At 50.7% G+C, this 23,813-nt stretch carries 23 protein-coding genes and 1 tRNA gene; 14 read left to right on the top strand and 10 right to left on the bottom strand.

All coding sequences use genetic code 11. From position 1 onward, the window contains the following. Nucleotide 1: 1 nt before the first annotated feature. Nucleotides 2–241, bottom strand: coding sequence for an acyl carrier protein (locus tag BUF15_RS11060; RefSeq protein WP_073613536.1), 240 nt, complete (start codon nt 239–241; stop codon nt 2–4). Between the two features lie 342 nt (nt 242–583). On the opposite strand from BUF15_RS11060, the gene selD reads away from it, so the two are divergent. Both selD and yedF read left to right on the top strand, forming a co-directional pair. Continuing rightward, nucleotides 584–1,630 (top strand): selenide, water dikinase SelD, encoded by a 1,047-nt coding sequence (selD, locus tag BUF15_RS11055; RefSeq protein ID WP_084553882.1) that lies wholly within the window; start codon nt 584–586, stop codon nt 1,628–1,630. A gap of 14 nt (nt 1,631–1,644) precedes the next feature. Continuing rightward, nucleotides 1,645–2,262, top strand: a complete 618-nt coding sequence (gene yedF / locus BUF15_RS11050; protein ID WP_073613534.1) for a sulfurtransferase-like selenium metabolism protein YedF — start codon at nt 1,645–1,647, stop codon at nt 2,260–2,262. 3 nt (nt 2,263–2,265) lie between these two features. On the opposite strand, the gene BUF15_RS11045 is transcribed toward yedF, so the two are convergent. Continuing rightward, nucleotides 2,266–2,778, bottom strand: a complete 513-nt coding sequence (locus tag BUF15_RS11045; protein ID WP_073613533.1) for a hypothetical protein — start codon at nt 2,776–2,778, stop codon at nt 2,266–2,268. A 426-nt stretch (nt 2,779–3,204) separates the two neighbouring features. Between BUF15_RS11045 and BUF15_RS11040 the strand changes: the two genes are divergently transcribed. From BUF15_RS11040 to BUF15_RS11000, 10 genes are all read left to right on the top strand, one after another. Then, complete coding sequence (locus BUF15_RS11040; protein WP_073613532.1) at nt 3,205–3,546, top strand: IscA/HesB family protein; 342 nt, start codon at nt 3,205–3,207, stop codon at nt 3,544–3,546. Nucleotides 3,547–3,613: 67 nt separating this feature from the next. Further along, entirely contained in the window at nt 3,614–4,951 is a 1,338-nt protein-coding gene (locus BUF15_RS11035) for a (Fe-S)-binding protein (RefSeq protein WP_073613531.1), read from the top strand. 48 nt (nt 4,952–4,999) lie between these two features. Then, nucleotides 5,000–5,093, top strand: a tRNA-OTHER gene (locus tag BUF15_RS27110). 214 nt (nt 5,094–5,307) lie between these two features. Continuing rightward, complete coding sequence (locus tag BUF15_RS11030; RefSeq protein ID WP_073613530.1) at nt 5,308–8,058, top strand: cache domain-containing protein; 2,751 nt, start codon at nt 5,308–5,310, stop codon at nt 8,056–8,058. Beyond that, nucleotides 8,051–8,356, top strand: coding sequence for a response regulator (locus BUF15_RS11025; RefSeq protein ID WP_073613529.1), 306 nt, complete (start codon nt 8,051–8,053; stop codon nt 8,354–8,356). Before BUF15_RS11030 ends, BUF15_RS11025 begins: the two co-directional genes overlap by 8 nt. A gap of 147 nt (nt 8,357–8,503) precedes the next feature. Next, complete coding sequence (gene yciA, locus BUF15_RS11020) at nt 8,504–8,938, top strand: acyl-CoA thioester hydrolase YciA (protein WP_073613528.1); 435 nt, start codon at nt 8,504–8,506, stop codon at nt 8,936–8,938. 6 nt (nt 8,939–8,944) lie between these two features. Beyond that, a complete protein-coding gene (locus BUF15_RS11015; RefSeq protein WP_073613527.1) occupies nt 8,945–10,324 on the top strand; it encodes an ATP-binding cassette domain-containing protein in 1,380 nt (459 codons plus the stop codon). Next, the gene (locus tag BUF15_RS11010; RefSeq protein ID WP_073613526.1) at nt 10,321–11,535 is read left to right on the top strand and encodes an MFS transporter; all 1,215 of its coding nucleotides are present in this window, start codon (nt 10,321–10,323) and stop codon (nt 11,533–11,535) included. The genes BUF15_RS11015 and BUF15_RS11010 overlap by 4 nt, the downstream gene beginning before the upstream one ends. 222 nt (nt 11,536–11,757) lie before the next feature. Continuing rightward, nucleotides 11,758–12,726 carry a DMT family transporter gene (locus tag BUF15_RS11005; RefSeq protein WP_073613525.1) on the top strand — a complete coding sequence of 323 codons (969 nt, stop codon included), beginning with the start codon at nt 11,758–11,760 and terminating at the stop codon, nt 12,724–12,726. A gap of 36 nt (nt 12,727–12,762) precedes the next feature. Continuing rightward, complete coding sequence (locus BUF15_RS11000) at nt 12,763–13,488, top strand: aspartate/glutamate racemase family protein (protein WP_073613524.1); 726 nt, start codon at nt 12,763–12,765, stop codon at nt 13,486–13,488. Nucleotides 13,489–13,627: 139 nt separating this feature from the next. Here BUF15_RS11000 and katG read toward each other — a convergent pair whose 3' ends face one another. Beyond that, the gene (katG, locus tag BUF15_RS10995) at nt 13,628–15,799 is read right to left on the bottom strand and encodes a catalase/peroxidase HPI (RefSeq protein WP_073613523.1); all 2,172 of its coding nucleotides are present in this window, start codon (nt 15,797–15,799) and stop codon (nt 13,628–13,630) included. Nucleotides 15,800–16,073: 274 nt separating this feature from the next. Next, nucleotides 16,074–16,526 (bottom strand): Fur family transcriptional regulator, encoded by a 453-nt coding sequence (locus BUF15_RS10990; RefSeq protein WP_073613522.1) that lies wholly within the window; start codon nt 16,524–16,526, stop codon nt 16,074–16,076. Nucleotides 16,527–17,089: 563 nt separating this feature from the next. Here BUF15_RS10990 and nhaB point away from each other — a divergent pair. Both nhaB and BUF15_RS10980 read left to right on the top strand, forming a co-directional pair. After that, nucleotides 17,090–18,712 carry a sodium/proton antiporter NhaB gene (nhaB, locus tag BUF15_RS10985; protein WP_073613521.1) on the top strand — a complete coding sequence of 541 codons (1,623 nt, stop codon included), beginning with the start codon at nt 17,090–17,092 and terminating at the stop codon, nt 18,710–18,712. A 174-nt stretch (nt 18,713–18,886) separates the two neighbouring features. Then, nucleotides 18,887–19,069, top strand: a complete 183-nt coding sequence (locus BUF15_RS10980; RefSeq protein ID WP_073613520.1) for a hypothetical protein — start codon at nt 18,887–18,889, stop codon at nt 19,067–19,069. A gap of 52 nt (nt 19,070–19,121) precedes the next feature. Here the strand turns inward: BUF15_RS10980 and BUF15_RS10975 are convergent, their stop codons facing one another. The 6 genes from BUF15_RS10975 to rsxE all read right to left on the bottom strand — a co-directional run bounded on the left by BUF15_RS10975 (nt 19,122) and on the right by rsxE (nt 23,799). Further along, nucleotides 19,122–19,589: a YbaK/EbsC family protein gene (locus tag BUF15_RS10975; RefSeq protein ID WP_073613519.1), complete on the bottom strand. Its 468-nt coding sequence runs from the start codon at nt 19,587–19,589 to the stop codon at nt 19,122–19,124. Nucleotides 19,590–19,622: 33 nt separating this feature from the next. Further along, nucleotides 19,623–19,997: a hypothetical protein gene (locus tag BUF15_RS10970; protein ID WP_073613518.1), complete on the bottom strand. Its 375-nt coding sequence runs from the start codon at nt 19,995–19,997 to the stop codon at nt 19,623–19,625. A gap of 147 nt (nt 19,998–20,144) precedes the next feature. After that, nucleotides 20,145–21,182: an FAD:protein FMN transferase gene (locus BUF15_RS10965; protein WP_073613517.1), complete on the bottom strand. Its 1,038-nt coding sequence runs from the start codon at nt 21,180–21,182 to the stop codon at nt 20,145–20,147. Between the two features lie 137 nt (nt 21,183–21,319). Next, nucleotides 21,320–22,195 carry an RnfABCDGE type electron transport complex subunit B gene (gene rnfB / locus BUF15_RS10960; RefSeq protein ID WP_073613516.1) on the bottom strand — a complete coding sequence of 292 codons (876 nt, stop codon included), beginning with the start codon at nt 22,193–22,195 and terminating at the stop codon, nt 21,320–21,322. Between the two features lie 45 nt (nt 22,196–22,240). Continuing rightward, a complete protein-coding gene (locus tag BUF15_RS26580) occupies nt 22,241–23,182 on the bottom strand; it encodes an electron transport complex protein RnfA (protein WP_084553878.1) in 942 nt (313 codons plus the stop codon). After that, entirely contained in the window at nt 23,179–23,799 is a 621-nt protein-coding gene (gene rsxE, locus BUF15_RS10950; protein ID WP_073613515.1) for an electron transport complex subunit RsxE, read from the bottom strand. The genes BUF15_RS26580 and rsxE overlap by 4 nt, the downstream gene beginning before the upstream one ends. Between the last annotated feature and the right edge of the window lie 14 nt (nt 23,800–23,813).

The raw sequence follows: 23,813 nt of genomic DNA, 5'->3' as shown, positions 1-23,813 counted from the left end.
GTCACAGAGTTCGGAGATAATTGACACAACCGTTGAGAGAGGAAAGCCCTGGATACGCCTCTTCGGGGATCTTTATGCCAAACTCCTTTTCAATCGCGGTCATCAGGTTCAGACAGTCGATGGAGTCAAACTCGAACTGGTCACGGAAGCGACGATCGGGCTCAAGTGCTGCCAGATCTGCCTCGGGGGCGATACGCGCCAAAATTCCAACAATGCTTCCCCTGATTCTGGATTCGTCCATACCCACACCTCTTCTTGATACTATCATGATGGAATGCAGAAAGACCTCTCCCCAGCGCCTCTTGTAAAAAAGGTTTTGTCGCCCAGACTCTTCAATAGAGTATAACGCCCACTTTGCAGAACCACACGTTTTTCATAGCTGAAACCTATGGGAAAAGCAAAATCGATAGAACATGCCGTGTTGACGAGAAAACTGTTCACAGCTACTATGCTTGGAAAATTTTAGAGAGAAATCCAAGCCCGCTGGAGGTAGTAATTGCCTCAACGGAGTGGTCCAGATAATGCATCTTTTTGTTATCGCAGAACCTTGCAAACGATAGGATAAGCGGTTGAAGAAACAATAATGAAGGACAACAGGGTAAATCTGACCAGACAGGTCAAGGGTGGCGGTTGAGCCTCAAAACTTTCTCCAGGGGACCTGGATCAAGTATTATGCGGGCTCGACTTTCCCACAAATGAGGATGTTCTGGTGGGTACAGCCACAGCCGATGACGCCGGAGTCTACCGGGTATCGGATGACCTGGCCCTGATTCAAACTGTCGATTTTTTTACGCCTATCGTTGATGACCCCTACGATTTTGGGAGAATTGCCGCCGCCAACTCCCTCTCAGATGTGTATGCCATGGGGGGAATACCGAAAACCGCAATGAATATCGTGGCATTCCCCCTGGGCAAGCTTGAGAAAAAGGTTCTTCGTGAGATTTTGTCAGGTGGAATAGAGAAAATCAGAGAAGCGGGGGCTGTTCTGCTAGGTGGTCACAGTATTGAAGATGATGAGATAAAGTACGGCCTGTCGGTTACCGGTTATGTTCATCCCCAAAAGATCCTCACCAATCAGGGCCTGCGGCCGGGAGATTGCCTGGTACTCACCAAACCGCTGGGCACAGGGATTATTGCCACTGCGGTCAAAGGAGGCCTGGCTTCTGAGAAAACAGTCCGGCAGGTGACTGAACAGATGGCAACACTCAATAAGCAGGCAGCGGAACTCATGCATGGTTTTTCAGTCTCTGCTTGTACCGATGTAACCGGCTTTGGCCTGCTTGGCCATCTGGCCGAGATGATAGCCTGTACCGGCCTAGGGGTAACACTTGACTGCGGACGGGTACCTGTTCTGCCGGAGGCCTTGCATTTTGCCAACATGGGCTTCGTGCCCGCAGGTGCCCACAAGAATCGCCAACATCGGCAAGCGATGGTCACAATGGCAGAGGATTTCAGCCCGATCTTGCGGGATATCCTTTTTGATCCGCAGACCTCCGGCGGCCTTTTAATTGGTTGTGCAGAAAAGGAGGCCACTGTCCTCCGGAATCGACTGCGGGATGGAGGAGTTGAATACGCTGAAATTATTGGCTACGCCAATGAGAAAACAGATGAAAAGATCGAATTACAATAGACGAGGAATAACAAATGGCAAAATTGATTGATGCTCGCGGCCTCTCCTGTCCGGCCCCAGTCCTGCTGGTAAAAGATACGCTGGAAAAGGAAAGTCTGCAGGAGTTGACAGTGCTGGTGGATGATGAGGCCTGCCGGGAAAATGTGACCCGCTTTCTCGGCAGTCAAAATTTTGAAGTGCTCGATACCGGGCAGGGAAATCACATTCAACTGGAGGCTCGCCGTACCTCCACTGCCAATGCTGTCGAGACAAAGGCAACCGCTCAGCAGACCAACGAAAATCCTGATGGTAGTCAAAAGATACTGATTCTGGTCGCCAGTGACCGACTGGGTTCAGGGGACGATACGCTGGGTGAAAAGCTGATGATCAACTACCTGAAAACCGTCAAGGAAATGGGGAACGACCTGTGGCAGCTGGTATTCGTGAATAGCGGGGTAAAGCTGACTACAGAATCTTCGGCGGTATTGCAGGTGTTACAGGAGTACGAAAGAGCTGGAGTGATTATTCTCGCCTGTGGCACATGCCTGGAGCATTTTGGTCTGACCTCTGCCAAAATGGTAGGTGAAACAACCAATATGCTTGACATTGTCACCGCCACGCAGTTGGCCGACAAGGTTATCAATATTGGCTGATCTTCACGCCTGCTGCTTTTGAAATAATCCCTGAAAGACGGATTTCAAGATTGTTGTATCCACTTTGGCCAACAACTGCTCTTCGTATGAATCCAGTTCCAAAAGTTCTTCTGATTCTGCGTCTTCCGCTTCTTCAGCCTTTGGTTGGTAATCTGTGCAGCTATCCTCATCCAGATAGGCCGGGTCATCTGCATAATATTCATCATATCTATGATGCTCCAACCAAAGGTCAGTTTCGTCATGCCCACCGGCAAACGGCACAAACAGGTTCTGGCCAACCTTGATAGTGACCAGTCGATAGCCATTGCCCAGGTTGTACTTGGTGCAGTTGCTGATTCGATACTCCCCATTCTTGGTACGTTTACTGTATACAGCGTCCGCCAGGAGGCCTTCTCTCCGTATAAGATCCAGGAGACTTTCACACTGGGTTGCAGCCAACTCACCTTTTTTCCCAGCCCGACGCATGGCTTTGAGATTCTTTTCAAGATTTCTGGCAATACGTACGTGATGATCCACACCTTGCTCCTTGGGTCTATTTCGCTTTTCACTCGGTAACAATTGTCCTCTGATATTATTTAGATACTGTATGACCCGAACTCAAAAGTCAAATACTGAAAACCAATCGATTCGCAAGCAATTATCAAACGAAGCGATACTAAGGATGTCGAGATTTGAGGACGTTATCACAGCTGAAATTCATGCTAAGTGATAGCTCTTCCGTTCGCAATTGTGACGAGAGCTTTTCCTGCCCCTCGTTATAGATAATTCCAATTTATAAGATAGGATTTATCGAAACGAACTGTTTGACGAACCACTATCATATTGATAGGGTAGATCCGTTAGAACACCTCGCTTTCTGTTTCCAGGAAACGGGCAATTGGCATTGTTATCATCCTGGTATCTCATATAAAGATACGAACATCACAACAAAAGGAAACTATCATGTTGGAAGTGACCGCAGAGGCACACGATAAACTGACTGAATACTTCAAAGAAAACAATCTTACCTCATCGCTGAGAATATTTCTGAACCATGGAGGCTGTTCCGGCCCTACCCTTGGACTGGCCTTAGATGAAGCAAAAGCTGAGGATGAACGTTTTGAGCAGCAGGACCTGCAATTCCTGATTGAAAAAAATCTGCTGCAGCAATGTGGCAGCATCACCGTTGACTACATCAATGCCGGAAAACAGTCAGGATTCAGTATCAGGCCTTCAACCCCACTCCCTGGTGCCGGTGGCGGCTGCAGTGCCGGATCATGCGGATCAGGTGGCTGCGGCTGCTGACATATTTTGCCATTAGAACATTCACATACTCTCTCGCGACCCATCGTTCATACTTGAGGTGAAGGACATGACCAAAGCTCTGCATTACAAGGCTGGCAAGAAAGGCGAGTTCCTGGAAAAGGTGCAACAGGCATTGCCGAAAAACGGTAATCTCAACCTGTGCCTGACATGCGGAGCCTGCGCTGCCGGATGTCCCGCTACTGGTCTTCTGGATATGGACCCGAGAAAATTTCTGCGCATGGCTGCCATGGGTATGGACGATGAGTTAGAATGCCATAAATGGGTGTGGATGTGCTCCATGTGTATGCGATGTACGTATGTCTGCCCGATGGAGATCAATATTGCCGGGCTTATCATGGAAGGTCGCAGACTCCTCTGGCCCAGGGAAAATCGTCCGAGCGGCATCCTCCGCTCCTGCGATATGGCACTCAACAACGCTTCAACCAGTGCCACTGGGACACCACCAGAAGACTTCCGTTTTGTCGTCGAGGATGTGCTGGAGGAAGTCCGTGAAACCCAGCCAGGTTGGGAAAATCTGCAAGCGCCAATCGACAAGGCTGGTGCAACCTTTTTTCTCAGCCAGAATTCACGAGAGCCAGTATCGCTGCCCGACGAAATGATCCCCCTGTGGAAGATCCTCCATCTGGCCGGGGCAGATTGGACGTATGGCAGTACAGCCTGGGCGGGAGAAAATTACTGCATGTTCCTTGCTGATGATCCCGGTTGGCAACAAATAACTGCAGCAACTGTGAAAAAGGCGGAAGAGCTTGGCTGTCAGGTCTATCTGAACACCGAATGTGGTCATTCAACCTTTTCGGTAAATCAGGGTATCCGTCGCTTTCATCTTGATACCAACCTGGATGTCAAAATTGTCGTTCATTACTATGCCCAGTGGATAAGAGAGAAAAAACTTCAGCCGAGCAGTGATTGGAATAGGAGTTTGAAGATTCGGTTTACCGTTCAGGATCCCTGTAATCAGGTACGTAAAGAATATGGGGATGAGTATGCAGACGATCTTCGGTTTGTCGTCAAGTCTTGTGTTGGTACAGATAATTTTGTCGATATGCAGCCCAACAAATCAAACAACTACTGTTGTGGAGGAGGCGGTGGCTATCTGCAATCAGGTTTTAATGAAGAACGCCATAGGTATGGGAAAATCAAATTTGACCAGATAATGGCAACCGGTGCAAGGTACTGCATTACCCCCTGCCACAATTGCCATGCACAAATTCACGATTTGTCCCATCATTTCAATGGTGGCTTTTATGTCAGTAACCTCTGGACTATTCTCGCATTATCCCTTGGAGTCCTTGGAGAAAATGAACGAGAGGATCTGTGTGACATCCTGAAAAGCGTATGGCTGCCGGGTGCGCCTGGTACTCCAGAACCTGTTGTCTCGCGGTAGTCGTGTAGATGCTTCGATAGAGATAAAGTTATAAAGAAATGGCTTATGGGCTGGTTAAGGGAGCCGGTGTTCCCCGCGGACTGCAAACCCGTAGAAGGTCTTGATAGGATCTTGGTCGGTTCAACTCCGAACCCAGCCTCCATAATCTCCCGATTTGGCATCTCGCTCCTGAAAACCTGACACATAGAACAAGCTAATCATGGTACGGTAAATCGTCATTTCCACCCACAACCCTAACAATTTCTTTCCTTCCACTTTTTTTTTGTATATTATTCAAGCTGTGGTAACGTTACTTCTCCTCAACAGGCGACACTACGCCTGCAAACAAAGTCATCTTCATAGAACGATGCCAATAGATGAAAACGGAAAGAAGCATAAAGCGAGATTTCCAATATCTTTCAATCACGACCATTGTTATCTCCATGTTCGTGCTGAGCAGCTTCTGGCTCTTCTTTGATTACCAGGCATATACTATCGAATCCGAACGTCTTCGCACCAAGCAGATAAGTGAATACGAAGATATGCTGAAATTCCAAGTTGACACCATAGCCGGTAACATCAAGCGAAAGCAATCGATGGCCGAGAAAATCCTCAAGAAGGAATTGCAGAACCGCACCACAGAGGCCCAGCAGATCATTACCGCTCTTTTCAATAAAAACAGTGCCACGCTTCCTGTGGCAACTCTCGAAAAACTCACCAGAGATTTCCTCGGTAGTATTCGCTTCAATGAAGGGCGTGGCTATTACTTTGCCATCAATATGAACGGCGTTGCAGAACTACCTCCACCACATCCCGAGTTTGCAGGGCAGGATCTTCGTCCCATCGATGACGGAGCAGAAAAAACTGTTGTTGATCAAATGCTGCACATTGCCCGATCAAGCGGTGAAGGCTTTTATCAATACAACTGGGACAAACCGGATACACCGGATAGCCGCTATCCGAAGATGGCCCACATCAAATATATTCCAGAACTCGACTGGATAATCGGTACCGGAGAATATCTCGACGACGCCACCGCCGAACTCCAAGAAGAAATCCGCAAACAGGTAGAACAGGTCCATTTCGGGAAAAACAATGAAAACTATATCTTTATCGGCACCTGGGAGGGCGTCGGCATTACCTATCCGGCCAAAGGGAAAAACATTCTGGAAACCCGTGATGTCAACGGCCTCTTCGTTGTTCGTGAATTGATTAAAAAAGCCAAAGAAGGTGGCGGTTTTATCAGATATGTCATGCCGGGGATCAATGACGCCCCCCAGAAAGCAAAACTGAGCTATGTCACCGCTGTTCCGGAATGGCAATGGTATGTCGGGGCAGATGTATATCTTGATGAAATAGATAGCGCTATTGCGGAAAATCGGCAATTTTTCAAAGACAAAATGTTGCTGCACATTACTATCATGCTAACCGTCTTGCTGGTGCTGATCCTCATCCATTCGCTCATCACCAGACTCTTTGCCCGTAATATCTGGAAACAGCTGGATCTTTTTTCCCGGTTTTTTAGAAAGGCCAGTACCGAATCTGTTACCATGGACAGTTATGTCTTCGCCTATAGCGAATTCCGTGAAATAGGCAACATGGCTAACGAGATGCTGCGGGATCGAAACCGGATACTGCAGGAAATCAGTCTTTCACGGGATGAATGGATCCACACCTTCAACGCCATCGGAGACTGCATGATGGTGCTTGACGCAGATGGCCGCATCCTACGCGCCAACGACGCGGCCGCCAGGCTCTATTCACTCTCGCCGGAAGACCTCGTCGACATGCCGTTCAGCGCCCTGTGCGGTCACAACAAAGCACTCGAAGCCACGCTGATCGATTACCAACCCCATACAATTGAAATGGAGCATGAAAAGCTTGGCAAAACGTTTCTGACCTCAGCTTTTCCTATTCTCTCAAAAGACGGCGGACTGGATAGAATCATCCATATCGCCCATGACATCACAGAACAAAAACAGTTAAAGGAAAAGCTGACCCAGGCCCAGAAAATGGAGGCCATAGGCACCCTTGCCGGGGGCATTGCCCACGACTTCAATAACATCCTTGGCGCTATGCTTGGCTATGCCGAACTGGCGGAGCAGACGTGTCAACCCGAATCAACACTTGCCGAATACCTCAATCAGATCAACAAAGCCGGAGAGCGGGCCAAACATCTGGTCGGACAGATACTTGTTTTTAGCCGACAAGTTGAGACCAAACGTGTCCCACTTCAGCCAGCTCCCCTCATCAAAGAAGCCCTCAAGTTGCTCAGAGCATCGCTTCCCACCACCATTACCATTGAACAGGATATTGATGAGCAGGCAGGACCAATTCTGGCCGATCCTACCCATATCCACCAGATACTCATGAATCTCGGCACCAACGCCCTGCACGCCATGGAGGAGACAGGCGGTACCCTTTCCATTTCTCTGAAACGCAAGACGTTCTCTACCCATGACCTGTCACAGTACCCAAACCTCCAGCCTGGTGATTTTATCGGATTGACCATTAGCGACAGCGGAACAGGAATCGCACCGGAAATACGCGAGAGAATATTTGAACCCTACTACACCACCAAGGAAACCGGTAAAGGCACAGGTATGGGGTTGGCAATTGTCCACGGCATCGTCTCCAGTTACGGTGGTTTTATAACCCTTACCAGCCAACCTGGGGAGGGGACAGTCTTCGACATCTACTTCCCGTCACTGGAAATGGGCCCGGAGGATAAAATCGAAACAACTCCGCCGATAGCCCTCGGCACCGAACGGATTCTCTTTGTCGACGATGAAAAAATGCTGGTCGACATGAGCCGTGTCATGCTAGAGCAATTGGGCTACACGGTGACCCCATTCACCGACAGCAGTGCAGCATTTACTGCATATGCAAAACAGCCCGACGCCTTCGATCTCGTCATCACCGATCAGACCATGCCGGGACTCACTGGCACGCAGTTGGCCGAACGAATCCTCAAAATCCATCCAAACCAACCCATTATTCTTTGTACAGGCTTTAGCGAACTCGTCTCTGAGGAGAAAGCCAAGGCCATGGGTATAAGAATACTGGCCCTCAAACCGATCAATATGCACCAGCTCTCGCTTCTCATCCGAGAAGCCCTCATTGCATAGGTGCCAGTCCGATCAGTATAAGCGGCATTTCACCTCATCGCTCTTTTCTGCATATGCAAAACAGCCCGACGCCTTCGATCTCGTCATCACCGATCAGACCATGCCGGGACTCACTGGCACACAGTTGGCCGAACGTATTCTCAAAATCGACCCAAACCAACCCATTATTCTTTGCACAGGCTTTAGCGAACTCGTCTCTGAGGAGAAAGCCAAGGCCATGGGTATAAGAATACTGGCCCTCAAACCGATCAATATGCACCAACTCTCGCTTCTCATTCGAGAAGCCCTCATTGCATAGGTGCCAGTCCGATCAGTATAAGCGGCATTTCTCCTCATCTCTCTTTTCTGCTTGTCACGACTCTCGTCTAACTTTTTTGCAGCTGAGTTTTGCGGACAATCGGCTTTTCTTTTGCGCTTTTCGTATCCTTAGGGTTACTGTCTGTTTATGAAAAATGAACAATCACACCCCTCAGGCGACATGCTGCTGCGAACTCTGGCCATGCCGGCCGACACCAATCCCAGCGGCGATATCTTCGGCGGCTGGATCATGTCGCAGATGGACATGGCCGGCGGCATCCTGGCCAAAGAGGTCACCCAGTCTCGGGTGGTGACGGTCGCCGTCGACTCCATCCATTTCATCAAACCTGTGCATGTGGGAGACGTGGTCTGCTGTTATGGCCAGGTGATCCGGGTGGGGACGACATCTGTTACCATCCATCTCGAAGTGTGGGTCAAAAAAGGACAGCATCTGGCAAGCAGCCGGCCGGGCCGGTTCAAGGTGACCCAGGCAGCCTTCACCTATGTGGCACTGGATGAAAATGGCAACAAAAGGCCCATTCAGACCTCGCTCTGCCCATTACCGTCAGTTGAAAACAAGTAAGAAAAGATGATTATTCACCAATTGAGCCACCCCCGGCTTTCCATAGACAACCTTGCAATCAAAACCGGCGAATGCTGGTGCTTCTACGGCAGCGGCCGCTCCGGCATCAATGAATTCCTGGCACTCATGGAAGGGACTCTCAGTGAGTCCACTGCTCAGACACTTGAGCTTCCGTCAGACCCGGCTATCATTTCCTTCTCGGCCCAGCAGGAAATTTTCGAGGAAGAGCTGAGAAACGACGATACCGACTTTATGGACAAACCCGACCCCGGCACCCTGGTCCGTGAATTTCTGCCCGCAGGCTCCCTTGACAGCGACCTGATTGACACCTTTGACATGCGGGGAACCCTTGCCACCGGCTATCGGCAGCTCAGTTCCGGCCAAAGCCGCAAACTGCTGCTCTTAGAAGCGATGCTGAGCGGCGCCTCCACCATCATCCTCGATTCACCCTACGACGGGTTGGATCCGCACTCTTGCCGGGAACTGGACCGCGTCTTCAACCAGTTGGACCGGTCGGGTATGCGACTACTGGTACTGGTACGTAACGCCGAAGACATCCCCGACTGGTGCGATCATCTGGCACTCTTTAAAAATTCGGTGTTGACCGACCAGGGACCACGTGAGGATATCCTGCCGGTCGCCGCACATATTGCCCTGGCCACCACTATTTTCAAGGACAGCCCACTTGCCAGCGAAAAGACCAGAGACCAGCAGCCAATCCCCAGGGAGCTGATCCGGCTCTCAGGTGGATTTGCCCGTTATGGCGAAAAGGAAGTGTTCACCGGCCTCAATCTCACCATCGGGAAAGGTCAACACACACTCGTCACCGGTCCCAACGGTTGTGGCAAATCGACGCTCTTACATATTATCACTGGTGACAATCCCAAATGTTATGCCAATGACCTGACCATCTTCGGCAGACGGCGGGGTACAGGTGAATCGATCTGGGAGTTGAAAAAATATATGGGCATTGTCTCTCCCGAGATCCACCGCAGCTACCGTGTGCCCGGTTCCGCCCTGCACGTGGTGCTTTCAGGGCTTTTCGATTCCATCGGCCTCTATCAGAAATTCACGGCAATCCAGAAAAAGACGGCAACCAGATGGCTTGAAGCCATCGATATGGCCGAACACGCCTCCACCCCGTTTCGCCGGCTCTCCTATGGCGACCAGCGGCTGGTGCTTATCGCCAGAGCCCTTATCAAGCAACCGCCGCTCCTCATTCTCGACGAACCGACACAAGGCCTCGACAGTGCTGCCAGACGTGCACTCCTCGATTTTCTTGAGACCGTGAGCCGTGGCGACAGAACCACCATTCTCTATGTGAGTCACCGCCAGGATGAGTATCGCTCCTTTTTCTGCCAGCATCTGCGCCTGGAACGAGCATGAACAAAGAGCAACATTCGGATCGACCAGTCATAAAACTCTCACAGCAGATACTGGTGGCCACCCTCTGTAAACTGCTACTGAATACCGGCAGGCGCTTTATATATCCTTTTGCGCCAGCGCTCAGTCGCAGCCTTGAGGTGCCGCTTACGGCGATCACCTCCATAATCGCGGTCTGCCAGTTCTCTTCCGTCATCGGCATCTTCAGCGGGCCTCTGGCCGATCGTTTCGGTTACCGGTTGGTAATGCGTGGCGGCCTGGTGTTACTGATTGCCGGGATGCTCATCTGCGGCGCATTTTCTTGGTACTGGCTGGCAATGCTCGGCCTGATCCTGGCAAGCTTTGGCAAGACCCTCTTTGACCCGGCACTGCAGGCCTATATCGGTCATCAGGTCGAATTCTCCCGCAGGGGCCGGGCCATTGGATTCAGTGAAACAGCCTGGGCCGGTTCGACGCTCCTCGGTATTCCGCTCCTCGGCCTGTCCATCGAATATCTGGGGCTTGACAGCAGCTACTACCTGCTCGCCGGATTGGCGGCTATCGGCTGGCTGGTGCTCGGCCGGACCATTCCCGCCGACAACCACCATGGACCATTATCGACCCAGCCTTCGGGTCTTTTGACCACACTCGGCAGCCTGCTGTCCATCCGCCCTGCGCTTGGGATGCTGATCTTTGGTTTCTGTATCAGTGTTGCCAACGATAGCCTTTTTGTGATCTATGGTGCCTGGTTCGAGCAGGAGTTCAATGTCAACCTGGTAACCCTTGGTTTCAGCACCGTGGCAATCGGACTCGCCGAACTGCTTGGTGAGTCGGGTACGGCCCTGCTGGCGGACAAGCTTGGCCTAAAACGGTCCATATTCACCGGACTGATTCTCGTCACGGTTGCCTATTCTCTCCTTCCATTTATCGGCGTTTCTCTCACCTCCGCCATGGCCGGACTCTTTCTGGTCTTTCTCTTTTTTGAGTTCACCATTGTCACCAGCTTTTCCCTTGGTACCGAACTGCTCCCTGAAAACCGGGCCACCATGCTGGCGGGTTTTTACAGCATTGCCGGTATCGGCAGGATGTGCGGCGTGCTGGTTGGCGGTTATCTTTGGAAAAACTGGGGCATTGCCGGGGTTTGTCGCTCTTCCGCCCTCTTCACTGTTCTTGGCCTGCTGGCTCTTTACTGGGGCCTAAAGAACTGGCAGCCGACCAGAAAGAACAGTGAGTAACGCTCTTTTCATAATCACCGGCCATTGCTCTTCATGTATCTCCTCTGCCGACATAACCTGAGCATTGATATCTTCACCGAACAATCTGTACCGGTGTAAAATTAAAAAAAGTGTATCTGTTCTTTTCCTGACAATACCGTACTGTAGAGATCAGTAGCCGATTGGTCAGCTTTTTCGTATTCATTCTCGTTCTTTGTTTTCTCAACCTAACGGGTCAGGCCCATGAAAAACATACTCTTCTATTCTGCCACAATCCTCATCTGGGGCTCAACCTGGATCGGCATCAAACTCCAGCTTGGAGTGGTGGACCCAATGATTTCGGTCGGCTACAGGTTTACCCTTGCTGCTCTCATCCTTCTGTTATGGTGCAGGCTCAGACGACTGCCAATGCGCTTCACCCCAGCCGAACACACCTTTATCGCTTTGCAGGGGACGTTTCTTTTCGCCATCAACTACCTGCTCTTTTATCTGGCTGAACTCTATGTCGCAAGCGGACTTGCGGCAGTAATCTTCTCCCTCATGCTGCTCATGAACATGGTCAACGGGGCAGTTTTTCTGCGCAGCCCCATTGACCTAAGAGTGGTAGCCGGCGGCTCGCTGGGGCTCATCGGCATCGGTCTGGTCTTCAGGCCTGAAATCACCTCATTTACCCTTGAAAACCATGGCCTGCGAGGAGTCCTGCTCTGTCTGGCTGCCACCTTTCTGGCCTCACTTGGCAACATCATCTCGGCCCGCAACCAGAAACGTGGCCTGCCCATCGTCCAGACCAACGCTTACGGCATGGCGTACGGTGCAGTACTGATGCTCATGCTGGCCCTTTTCGCCGGCAAGAGTTTTCAGATAGACTCTTCTCCTAGCTATCTCATAGCCTTGGTCTATCTTGCCGTCTTCGGTTCAATCATCGCCTTTGGCTGCTATCTGAGTCTGGTCGGCTCAATCGGCGCCGACCGTGCGGCCTACGCCACCCTGCTCTTTCCTTTGGTGGCACTCGCCATCTCTACCGTCTGGGAAAACTACCACTGGAGCAGTTCAGCCATCTGTGGCGTTGCCCTGATCCTTTCAGGTAATCTGCTGATGCTGCAACGAAAGAAACGCGCCACACCGTCTGAGGATGAGAACACGAGTGACGCTGAGTCCGAAGAAACAATACAAAGGGTCGTACAGACCGCAGCCTCAACAAGGACCAGGTAAAAGATTGAAGGACTTACGTCCTGGGAGGTGAAACACATGCAGAAAAATTGCAACACACATACCACAAGGAAAACAGCTGGTCTTTTGGGCGGTATGAGTTGGGAGAGTACCGCACTCTATTATCGCCTTATCAATGAAGGTGTCCGCAATCGACTGGGTGGACTGTATTCAGCACGAATTGCTATGGTCTCGGTCGATTTTCAGGAAATTGAACACTTGCAGGCTACCGGCGACTGGCAACAGGCCGGTGAGCTTCTCGCCGCCGATGCCCGCCGGATTGAGGCCGCCGGCGCCGATTTTCTGCTGCTCTGCACCAACACCATGCATAAAGTGGCTGATCAGATTCAAGCCGCTATAACCATTCCGTTTGTACATCTTGCCGATGCGACAGCTAACCGGCTTGCGTCTCAGCAGGTAAAGACCGTCGGCTTGCTTGGCACCCGCTTCACCATGGTTGAAGAGTTTTATCGCAGCCGACTCCGCTCCCCTCACAATATTGAAGTGCTCATTCCACCACCAGATGATATCGACATTATACACCGCATCATATTTGAAGAACTCTGCAAAGGCATCCTTCACGACTCGTCACGTCAGGAATATTTACGGATCATTGACAATCTGCGCAGGCGGGGAGCCGAAGGAGTCATCCTCGGCTGTACGGAAATAGGCATGCTTATTCGCCAACAGGACACTCCCGTCCCGCTCTACGACACAACGACTCTACATGCCGAAGCTGCCATTGACCTGCTCGTTGGCCCATAAAGAAGAACATCTTCAGATCAAATTCTGACCTCATCCCCAGCGTCAAACAGAAGGCATTGCATACAATGTGGCGTTTCAACATTTGCTGAAACGCCACATTGTTTTCTTACAATACGACTTCGGAACGTGTGGCCTCTGATCAAGCAAGATCGAAACGGTCAAGGTTCATGACTTTATTCCACGCTGCGACAAAGTCGTTAACGAACTTCTCCTTGGAGTCCATGCTGCCATAGACTTCTGCGAGGGCGCGGAGCTCGGAGTTTGAACCGAAGATCAGATCGACGCGGGTACCGGTCCATTTGGGCTTGCCTGTCGCGCGATCATGCCCCTCAAAAATATCGCCATCCTCCGAGGCCGCCTTCCAGGCCGTATTCATGTCGAGCAGATTGACAAAGAAGTCATTGGTCAGCGATTCTGGACGATCGGTGAAAACACCGTGTGCGGTTTGACCGAAATTGGTGTTGAGAACACGCATACCGCCGACAAGAACCGTCATCTCCGACGGGGTCAGGGTCAGGAGCTGCGCCCGGTCAACCAGCATTTCTTCAGCCGAAACGGTATATTTTGCTTTGAGGTAGTTACGAAAACCATCCGCCTCTGGCTCAAGAACAGCAAACGACACGACATCTGTCTGATCCTGTTTGGCATCCATACGTCCCGGCGTGAAAGGAACTGTCACCTCATAACCACCATTTTTTGCCGCTTTCTCAATGCCAGCACAACCCGCCAACACGATCAGGTCAGCCATTGAGACCTTTTTGCTGAATCCGCGTTGGATACCTTCAAGGGTCTCCAGTACCTTTGCCAGTTTCTCCGGCTGGTTGACCTGCCAATCTTTCTGGGGTGCAAGGCGAATACGGGCCCCATTGGCCCCTCCCCGCATGTCGGACCCGCGAAACGTGGACGCCGAAGCCCAGGCAGTTGTCACCAATTCGGAGACCGAAAGACCGGAAGCGAGGATTTTCTCTTTTAGGGAATGAATATCTCCATCATTGATCAGTTCGTGATCAACTGCAGGAATAGGGTCTTGCCAGATCAGCTCTTCGGCCGGAACCTCTGCCCCGAGATATCGGGCACGAGGGCCCATGTCTCGATGGGTCAGCTTGAACCAGGCCCTGGCAAAAGCATCGGCAAATTCCTTTGGATTGGCAAGATAGCGCCGGGCTATCGGCTCGTAGATCGGATCAAAGCGAAGGGACAGGTCGGCTGTCGTCATCATCGGTCGATTTTTCTTTGATGGATCGTGAGCATCAACCACCATGTCCTCATCGTCTACATCTTTGGCCAGCCATTGATTCGCACCCGCAGGGCTTTTGACAAGCTCCCACTCATATTTAAACAGTACTTTCAGGTAGCCCATGTCCCATGTGGTCGGATTAGGTTTCCAGGCGCCCTCAATGCCACTGCTGATGGTGTCACCACCTTTGCCGCTTTTGTAGCTGCTCTTCCAGCCGAGTCCCTGTTCCTCAATAGCGGCACCTTCCGGTTCAGGACCCACATGTGCGGCATCGCCTGCACCATGGCACTTACCGAAGGTGTGCCCACCTGCGACGAGCGCGACAGTCTCTTCATCATTCATGGCCATACGGGCAAAGGTATCCCGCACATCACGACCTGAGGCTACTGGATCCGGGTTACCGTTCGGACCTTCCGGATTTACATAGATGAGCCCCATCTGAACCGCGGCGAGGGTGTGTTCCAGTTCCCGATCACCCGAATACCGTTCGTCACCCAGCCAGGTTTCTTCCGATCCCCAGTAAATGTCTTTCTCCGGCTCCCAGATGTCCTCGCGCCCTCCCGCAAAACCAAAGGTCTTGAAGCCCATCGATTCCAAAGCGACATTGCCGGTGAGAATCAACAGGTCGGCCCAGGAGATTTTTTTGCCGTATTTTTGTTTGATCGGCCAAAGCAGCCTGCGCGCCTTATCGAGGTTCACGTTATCGGGCCAACTGTTGACCGGCGCAAAGCGCTGGTTGCCAGTCCCCGCACCGCCGCGGCCGTCTGCCGTACGATATGTGCCGGCACTATGCCAGGCCATACGGATAAAGAGTCCGCCATAATGCCCCCAGTCGGCCGGCCACCAGTCCTTCGAATCTGTCATCAATTTATGAAGATCCTTTTTTACCGCCTCAAGATCTAGACTTTTGAACTCTTCAGCGTAGTTAAAATCTGTACCCATCGGATTGAACGTGGATGAATGCTGGCGCAGAATATCGAGGCGTAACTGATTCGGCCACCAGTCCCGATTTGAGGTTCCTGCTAACTGCTTGCGTTTTTTTCCTGTTACCGGGCACTTGCTGTTGTCGCTCATAATGCTACCTCCATGTTGTTTGTCATTACCCCGTGTACAGATGCGTGGATAATGAATTTTAATTACATGTGATGTGCAGCTGGTGACAATATATAGAAGGGAAAACTTCGGTATTCATTCAAAACTCAGTATACATACTATCACAGCTTCTAACAAATTCATTGCGCAATACAATTACTTTTGGAGAAACAAAATGTGTATACGACCTACTTCACAGATATCATAACTTCCACTATCTACAGATAATGATTATCGATATAACGCCAAAAAAATATCACCCCTGGCAATTCGGGCACAGTCCGTAAAAATCCAGGCGATGCGTCATTATCTTGAATCCCGTTTCTTCCATCATCTTACTGGTGATTTCTTCAAGGTCTAGATGTGAAGGATCAATAATTTTTCCACATTCAGTACAGATCACATGGGGATGCGGGTACGGTTTTCTGCCATCATATCGATTGCCAAGATCACTGAACTCCAGTTCGAGAATCTCCCCTTCACGTTTTAAAAGAGTTATCGTTTTGTAGACAGTTGCCAGACTCATCGTGGGGTAATGCTCTACGAGCTTGGCGTGAATACTCTCGACGGATGGATGTTCTGAACTATTGGCGAGCACTTTCAAAACGGCGTATCGCTGCGGAGTGATTCGACAATCACTCTCTTTCAGCCTTTCAATCATCTGTTCAAGGCGCATCCCTGTGGAGCCTTTCTGTAATTTCGGTATCATTTTCTTAAAATGTTCACTCCTTATTGATAATAATTATTGACACATTTACGATGATGTCAACTCAAAATACCACAGCGTGCGGATTTACCTGAGTCAGGAGTGTACCGAGCGTGATATTGGCTCCATTGTGAGAGTGGTAAAACCGTTAGTATTTTTCACATTTCATCACCCCATCGCTTGGTCTTTTCAAATCCCTTCAGCGTGTTGGCCAGATGTGGCCACTCCCTTATCCCGATAGCACTATCCCCCTCAGCAACTACCTTGCGTTACCCCCACTTCAAGAACATAACTCGCCAGAGTCACATAAGAAAAACTATCTCCTGCCACACCAAGGTATTAGTTGAAAGAGCAGAAAAAAGATGGTATCCCAGAATAACGGTATACTGAATTATGGTCCGTTATCAGCAAGCTGCAGGTTTTCTCGGCTGAATACATAACAGCCTCCAGCCCCTGCCGTTGATACCGCCCTTGATTCATATCCGCAATGCAAGTCTGTCAACGGACTGTCCCCCACCTGAAAACCGCAGTCCCTTTTTTCAAGCCCTTTTTCAGGAGACGTTACGATGCCCCAGTCTTACCCGCAGGCCTTCGGTCGGAATTTCCTCGGGAATGCGCCGCAGTGGTACAAATTTACCATTCTGCTGTTCCTGATCGTCAACCCGTTTCTGTTTATCCTGTATGATCCGTTTATCGCGGGTTGGATTTTAATAGGAGAATTCATCTTCACCCTGGCCATGGCCCTGAAATGTTACCCTCTGCCTGCCGGCGGTCTCCTGGCAATGGAAGCAGTATTTATCGGCATGGCTAAAGCTGAAACCGTCTACGAAGAGGCATTGAATAACTTCGAGGTAATCCTGCTGTTGATTTTCATGGTAGCCGGCATCTACTTCATGAAGGATTTCCTCAGATTTACCTTCACCCGTATTCTCGTTCGGGTTCAGTCAAAATACATTATCTCCCTGCTGTTCTGTTTTGCCGGCGCTTTTTTGTCCGCCTTTCTTGACGCCCTCACGGTCACCGCCGTTATTATCGCTGTTGCCTATGGTTTTTACGATATCTACCACCGCTATATTTCAGGTAAAGACAGCAGTTCGAGCCACGACCTGGCCGACGACCAGGCCTTAAAGGAAAAAGAGACAATAGATTTGAAACAGTTCCGAGGCTTTCTTCGCAACCTGATGATGCATGGTGCCGTTGGTACTGCCCTTGGCGGCGTCTGCACCCTCGTAGGGGAACCGCAGAACCTCCTGATCGGCAGCGAAATGGGCTGGCATTTCGCCACCTTTTTCGTTGAGGTTGCGCCGGTCTCCCTGCCGGTTTTGGTAACCGGTCTGGTAACCTGCTACCTCGTAGAACGGTTTGGCCTGTTCAGTTATGGATTTCAACTTCCAGGCAACATCCGCTCCCATCTCATGGAAACGGAAATCAAGATGGAAGAAAAACGCGGTTTCAAGGGAAGACTACAACTTATCATCCAGGCTATTGCCGGTATCTGGCTGGTTATTGCCCTGGCGTTTCACCTGGCGGCAGTAGGCCTCATCGGCCTGTCAGTCATCGTCTTTCTCACCGCCTTTAACGGCATCACCGAAGAACACCAGATAGGCCATGCCTTTGAGGAAGCTTTGCCCTTCACCGCGCTGTTGGTTGTCTTTTTCACCATTGTCGCCGTGATCCATGAACAACATCTCTTTGCACCGATCATCAACTATGTTCTGAGCCTCGAAGGCCAACACCAGTTGGCCGCCTATTACATCGCCAACGGACTTCTTTCCGCCATTTCCGATAACGTCTTTGTGGCCACAGTCTATATCTCCGAGACCAAAATGCACATCATCAGTATGCTGGGAGCAATTCCGGATATCGGCATGACCGGCGCACAGCTGATGGATAAACTGACTGATCCGCATATCGCCCGTCAGGATGTGCTGGTTGGATTACCGCAGGCAGCAGCCGAACAGGCGAAAGCCACCATGGAACATTTTGATAAATTGGCGGTCGCCATCAACACCGGCACCAACATTCCCAGCGTGGCGACACCAAACGGTCAGGCGGCATTTCTCTTTCTCCTGACCTCAGCCCTTGCCCCGGTCATCCGCCTCTCCTATGGCAGGATGGTCTACCTGGCCCTCCCCTACACTATCACCATGTCACTGGTTGGCCTGGCTGCGACCTATTTGTTTCTGTAAGAGGCAAACATACCATAAAGCCAAGACACAAAATGCCGGCCTTTCTCGATGAGAAGGGCCGGCATTTGCATTTTGTAAAAGACCCACACGAAAATCCTCTTTCTTCAAGCGCCAATTCGAAGTATGACAATCTTACAAAATGCAGGTTAAAGATATCGCTCTGAGGTTTATTACATGATTGTTGTCATCTGCTACATCATTCTCGCCCTGCTGTTTCTCCTGCTGGCGACAGGAAAATTCAAACCAAAGTCATGGCAGGATCTACCAGAACGCAAGATTCAGCTGATTCGATTCGGCTGCTTTTTCTTCTTCGTGGTTATTACCCTGAATCTTATCGGCAAAATGTTTGAAAACTGACATGGATTTCGTAACGATTCAACTCCGTCGGTTCACCGAATCAGGCGATTCTTTAAATTAATCTGGATATTTCAACCCAGCCGCGTGATCCAGCTATTTCTTCAAGCTCAGTACAACTCAGCTCGATTGCCGAATTACTGCTGCCACAGGCTGGAAAAACGGTGTCAAAGCGCCTCAGTGAAGTGTCGAGGTAGACTTCAACATCTTCGTTGATGCCAAAAGGGCATACTCCCCCCACCTCATGGCCTATCATCTCCCGCACCTCGTCGGGACGCAGCATTTTGGCTTTGCTGCCAAAAAGCTCTTTATATTTCCTGTTATCAATGCGGACATCGCCCGCTGTGACAATCAAGACGGCCTGGTCACCTCTTTTAAACGTAAGGCTTTTGGCAATCCTTGCTTCTTCCACGTCCAGTGCCCTCGCGGCCAGTTCGACCGTCGCACTTGATGCAGCATATTCCAAAATCTCGTGGTCTCTGTTCCACGATTTGAGATGTGCACGCGCCTTTTCAATACCCATAACTTTTCAGACTGTAATGATGACAACTCCTGCTTAATGCAGTTCCAAGCTTTTAACCTCGTACTTTTTTATGGTCTTGAACATCTTACTATCCATAAAATCAAGGACGGAGACTGTGGTTTTTTCTCCTGCTTTCACCGACCCGCTCAACCTGAAAGATTTCCGGTCAAATCCCCAATGGTCAACGGTACCGATTACGACAGAAACCATACCGGACTTTTCTGTATTGTTCTGGACGGTACAGTTCACTGTGAGCCAGGTATACTCACCATCCGCATAGTTCATGGGCTCGACCGTTATATCATCGACCACTATCTTCTCTGAAGATTCCTCAGCAAAAGAAACAACCATAGGACCGACAAAACCGACAACAAAGAAACACGCCAAAAGAAACAGCAGCTTTTTCATAAACACCCCGGCGATCACAATTATACGTGGAAATAGGTCGTACCCGTCAGGAACGAAACAGTAGACACTTTGATTGATATGGACTCGTTAAAAGCAAAAAGGGAGGCGCTCCGTATAACGGAAGGCCTCCCTTTGGTCTGCTGGAAATTATGCCTGCCAGCCTTTTGAACGACTTGGTTGGCCATTGCGATCGAGGATAAAGCACTCGCTCTCCGGCTGACCGTCGATAAATCTGACCCCTGCACCTGGCTCCATAACAAAGACAGCGGTTGCCAGTGCATCAGCATCCATAACGGTGGGTGCTATGATGGTAACACTGGAGGAGAGCTGCGGAGAGTGACCTGTGTGACCGTTGACGATATGGTGGAACACCTTCTCCCGGTCATAGTACACTTCATAATTTCCGGAGGTAGCAATGGCACCGTCCTTCATGGTGATCACATCCGGAAAATCTCTGGACTTGTCTGGATTCTGGATGGCAACGGTCCAGGCACGGCCCTTGGCTGCGGTACCACTGGTGCGGATATCGCCTCCGGCGTTGATAAGGTGATTTACCACCCCATATTTCGAGAGGATCTCTGAGGCACGGTCAACGATATAGCCCTTGGCAATACCGTCAAGGGTGATACCCATCTCGTTGTGAGCCAGAAGTACATCACCACCCTGGAAGCGGATCTTGTCACTGCCGATTCGCGGCAGCATGTCGTTGATCATCTTCTCGGACGGCTGGCTGCCGGTAGCAAAAGAGTTCTTGTAGAGGTCAATCAGCGGCTTGACGGTTATGTCGAAAGCGCCGTTGGTCTCGCGGTTGTAATAGAGGGAACGCGCCACCAGCTCCTGAACCTCCTGGGGTGGGGCAATGAGCTTGCCGCTGGCGTTCAGTTCACCTACCGGTGAGCTGGTTTCAAAGCGGGTCAAAAGCGCGTTCAACCTTTCGATCTCCTCAAAGGCGAGACCAATGGCATTTTCTGCCTCATCCTGTGAGGAATGGATAGCGGTCATCGCGACGAAGGTGCCCATGGCCAGACGGGTCTTGGTAACCTTGTACTCATTCTTCCCAAACAGCAGCGCCTCGGCCTTTTCTACAGGCAGCAGAGTCGCAGAGGCGACACCCAGACCCAGCAGACCGGACAGTTTCAAAAACGATCTTCTTTTCTGATCACAGTTTGTGGTAGCAGTTTTCATATCAGTTTCCAATCCTTAATGGAGCCGCCGAAAGTCCCCATTTTTTTTAGAGGTCGCAGCAGCAATTCAATACGTTATTCGACTGAACAGCCAGGTCTACACACCGATTGGGTGCGAGACCGGCAATCATTTCTTATTTAGCTGGCCATTTTCAGGCCGCTGGCGACATCTCTGGCGATAACCTTACGACCGTCGTAATTTCTGAAAATATCGCGAGGACACTTCGCGACGCAGGCTTCCTCACAGGAAGGACCATAGGCGATGCAGGCCTTATGATCGATTTTCACCAGGCTCCCCTCGTAGGTCACAGCCCCTGCCGGGCAGGCCTTGACGCACATCTTACAGCCGATGCAGCCAACCCCGCAAACATTTTTCACCTCTTTACCGAGTGCCTTGGTCATACATGGTACCCACACCCGGGCCTTCAAGGTCTGCAACTCGATGATCGCTTTCGGGCAGGCCTTGACACACTGGCCACAGCTCACACACTTATCGGGGTTGACGACCGGAAAGTTCTCCACCATCTCAATGGCGTCAAACGGGCAGACATCTGCGCATTCACCAAGACCAATACAGGCATACTGGCACTTGGAAGGGCCGCCAAAACCGAGGTTGGCCGCAGTGCAGGAGGCAAAACCGATATATTCGTGTTTATGGCTGACCCGTCCCTCGACACGTGAACAGCGGACAACCGCCATCTGGTCTTCGACTGCAGTCATCTTTTTGCCGGTCAACTCAGCGACTCTGTTGGCCACAGCTTCCTTGCCAGGAAAACAGAGGTTGGGCGGAACGTCGGGGTCGTTGACCACCGCTATGGCGTATCCCTCACAACCAGGATAGCCACATCCACCACACTGGGCAAGCGGCAGGGAATGTACAACTTCTTCGATGATCGGGTTAACCTCGACCGCAAATTTATGGGCTGCAATGGCCAAGCCGATTCCAAAAAACAAACCGATACAACCTAGCAGCACCATGCCACCTAATGCTATTTTTATTAATGCCGGATCCATTTCACTACTCTCTTCGTTATCCGTTAATGGTTTTGGTCCCTTCGCCTAGAACAGCTGCAGGCCAGAGAATCCGAGAAACGCCATGGCGAACTGCCCCGCGACGATAAAGGCCATGGGCAGCCCTTTAAACGACGGTGGAATCTTTGCCAGCTCAAGACGCTCGGCCACTGAGCTCATAAGGTAGAGCGCCAGCAGGAAGCCGCCGCCGGCACCGAGTGCCAGCATCATGGTCTCAAGGAAGTTGTAATTGTTATTTGCGAGAATCAGCGGCACCGCAATAACAATACAGTTGGCGATAACAAGAACCAGGTAAACACCAAACGAGTTAAAGAGAACCGGGTTCACCTTTCGCAAGATGGTATCCACCGCCTGGACGGTGAGTGAAACAAGACCGATAAAGACCACGATCTGCAAAAAGCCCAGGTTATACGGCACCAGAATAAACTGGAAGAAGAACCAGCTCATGGCTGCAGAGATCACCATAACAAGGGTGAACACCACGCCCATACCCTTGGCTGTGCTCTTTTTCTTCGACGTGCCAAAGAAGACGCAGAGCCCCAGGTACTTCGTGAAAACAAAGTTCTGGATAAGAAGCGCCGAGATCATGATGGAGAGCAGGTAGCCGAAATATGGTTTTGCCACCGTAAAAGTGGTGATCGCCTCTCCGGTCAAACCGGCGATCGACACCACATGGGTCTGGGTGGTGTTGAGAGGATCGGCGAAGGTCAGGGCGACGCTTTTGGCGTCATCAGCCACTTTCGCACTTGCCAGGGCCAATCTGATATCAGGATCAGCTTCCTCGTAAATGGTATATTTGGTGATATCCCCAGCCACCTCAGTATTGGCCGGCCCGGCAAAGGTCACCGTGATTTCGTTATCACCGGAAAAAGACTGGCCGGTGATAAAGTCGGCCGCCTGCAGCCAACCGGGCAACAGAAGCACAGCCAGGCTAAAGAGGACCAGTTGGCGTAATCGTTTCATATTCATGCCTTTGCTCCTTTCTTTTGTTTGTAGACCACTTCAATCCAGTTGAAGAAGGCCATCATCAGACCGACCACGAAGAAACCGGCACTCGGCAGAATGAAGAACAGGAGCGGCTTGTAGCCAAGCACATCATAGCCAAGAATCATGCCAGAGCCAAAGAGCTCACGGAATGCGCCGATAACCACCATGCCGACCATAAAGCCCAGACCCATGCCTACTGCATCCCAGAAGGAATCGCTCACCTTCTCTTTACAGGCGAACATCTCAAGGCGCATAGTGATAATGGCAAAGGCCACGATCAGCTTGACGAAGATGCCCATCTTGGCATACGCGCCTGGCATGTATGCTGCCAGCACCAGGTCGATAACCGTAACCCAGGTGGCAATGGTCAGGGTATAGGAAGGAATACGGATACGCGGATGAATCACGTTCTTAAAAAGTGAAATCGTCACACTGGAAAACACCTGGACGAAAAAGACCGCGATCCCGAGCATGACGCCGTTCATCACAGTGGTCGATATACCGACAGCAGGGCACATGGACAAGGCCAGCTTGAAGATCGGGTTTTCACTTAAGATACCGCGACTCAGCAGTTCTGAAATTGACTTATCGTTTGTCACGTTGCTACCTCTGC

Origin of the sequence: Desulfopila aestuarii DSM 18488, assembly GCF_900143695.1 — a bacterium.
GTDB lineage: Bacteria > Desulfobacterota > Desulfobulbia > Desulfobulbales > Desulfocapsaceae > Desulfopila > Desulfopila aestuarii.
The sequence above is the reverse complement of the archived record's forward strand: the minus strand, read 5'-3'. Positions and strand labels throughout refer to the sequence as shown.

Excerpts from the sequence above, each read along its gene's own strand:
- katG (WP_073613523.1), bottom strand. The coding sequence starts at position 15,799 with ATGAGCGACAACAGCAAGTGCCCGGTAACAGGAAAAAAACGCAAGCAG.
- nhaB (WP_073613521.1), top strand. The coding sequence starts at position 17,090 with ATGCCCCAGTCTTACCCGCAGGCCTTCGGTCGGAATTTCCTCGGGAAT.
- BUF15_RS11000 (WP_073613524.1), top strand. The coding sequence starts at position 12,763 with ATGCAGAAAAATTGCAACACACATACCACAAGGAAAACAGCTGGTCTT.
- BUF15_RS11005 (WP_073613525.1), top strand. The coding sequence starts at position 11,758 with ATGAAAAACATACTCTTCTATTCTGCCACAATCCTCATCTGGGGCTCA.
- yedF (WP_073613534.1), top strand. The coding sequence starts at position 1,645 with ATGGCAAAATTGATTGATGCTCGCGGCCTCTCCTGTCCGGCCCCAGTC.
- BUF15_RS11060 (WP_073613536.1), bottom strand. The coding sequence starts at position 241 with ATGGACGAATCCAGAATCAGGGGAAGCATTGTTGGAATTTTGGCGCGT.
- BUF15_RS10990 (WP_073613522.1), bottom strand. The coding sequence starts at position 16,526 with ATGATACCGAAATTACAGAAAGGCTCCACAGGGATGCGCCTTGAACAG.
- BUF15_RS10975 (WP_073613519.1), bottom strand. The coding sequence starts at position 19,589 with ATGGGTATTGAAAAGGCGCGTGCACATCTCAAATCGTGGAACAGAGAC.
- BUF15_RS26580 (WP_084553878.1), bottom strand. The coding sequence starts at position 23,182 with ATGAATATGAAACGATTACGCCAACTGGTCCTCTTTAGCCTGGCTGTG.
- BUF15_RS10965 (WP_073613517.1), bottom strand. The coding sequence starts at position 21,182 with ATGAAAACTGCTACCACAAACTGTGATCAGAAAAGAAGATCGTTTTTG.
- BUF15_RS11015 (WP_073613527.1), top strand. The coding sequence starts at position 8,945 with ATGATTATTCACCAATTGAGCCACCCCCGGCTTTCCATAGACAACCTT.
- BUF15_RS11035 (WP_073613531.1), top strand. The coding sequence starts at position 3,614 with ATGACCAAAGCTCTGCATTACAAGGCTGGCAAGAAAGGCGAGTTCCTG.
- BUF15_RS11030 (WP_073613530.1), top strand. The coding sequence starts at position 5,308 with ATGAAAACGGAAAGAAGCATAAAGCGAGATTTCCAATATCTTTCAATC.
- yciA (WP_073613528.1), top strand. The coding sequence starts at position 8,504 with ATGAAAAATGAACAATCACACCCCTCAGGCGACATGCTGCTGCGAACT.
- BUF15_RS11040 (WP_073613532.1), top strand. The coding sequence starts at position 3,205 with ATGTTGGAAGTGACCGCAGAGGCACACGATAAACTGACTGAATACTTC.
- BUF15_RS10980 (WP_073613520.1), top strand. The coding sequence starts at position 18,887 with ATGATTGTTGTCATCTGCTACATCATTCTCGCCCTGCTGTTTCTCCTG.
- BUF15_RS10970 (WP_073613518.1), bottom strand. The coding sequence starts at position 19,997 with ATGAAAAAGCTGCTGTTTCTTTTGGCGTGTTTCTTTGTTGTCGGTTTT.
- rnfB (WP_073613516.1), bottom strand. The coding sequence starts at position 22,195 with ATGGATCCGGCATTAATAAAAATAGCATTAGGTGGCATGGTGCTGCTA.
- BUF15_RS11010 (WP_073613526.1), top strand. The coding sequence starts at position 10,321 with ATGAACAAAGAGCAACATTCGGATCGACCAGTCATAAAACTCTCACAG.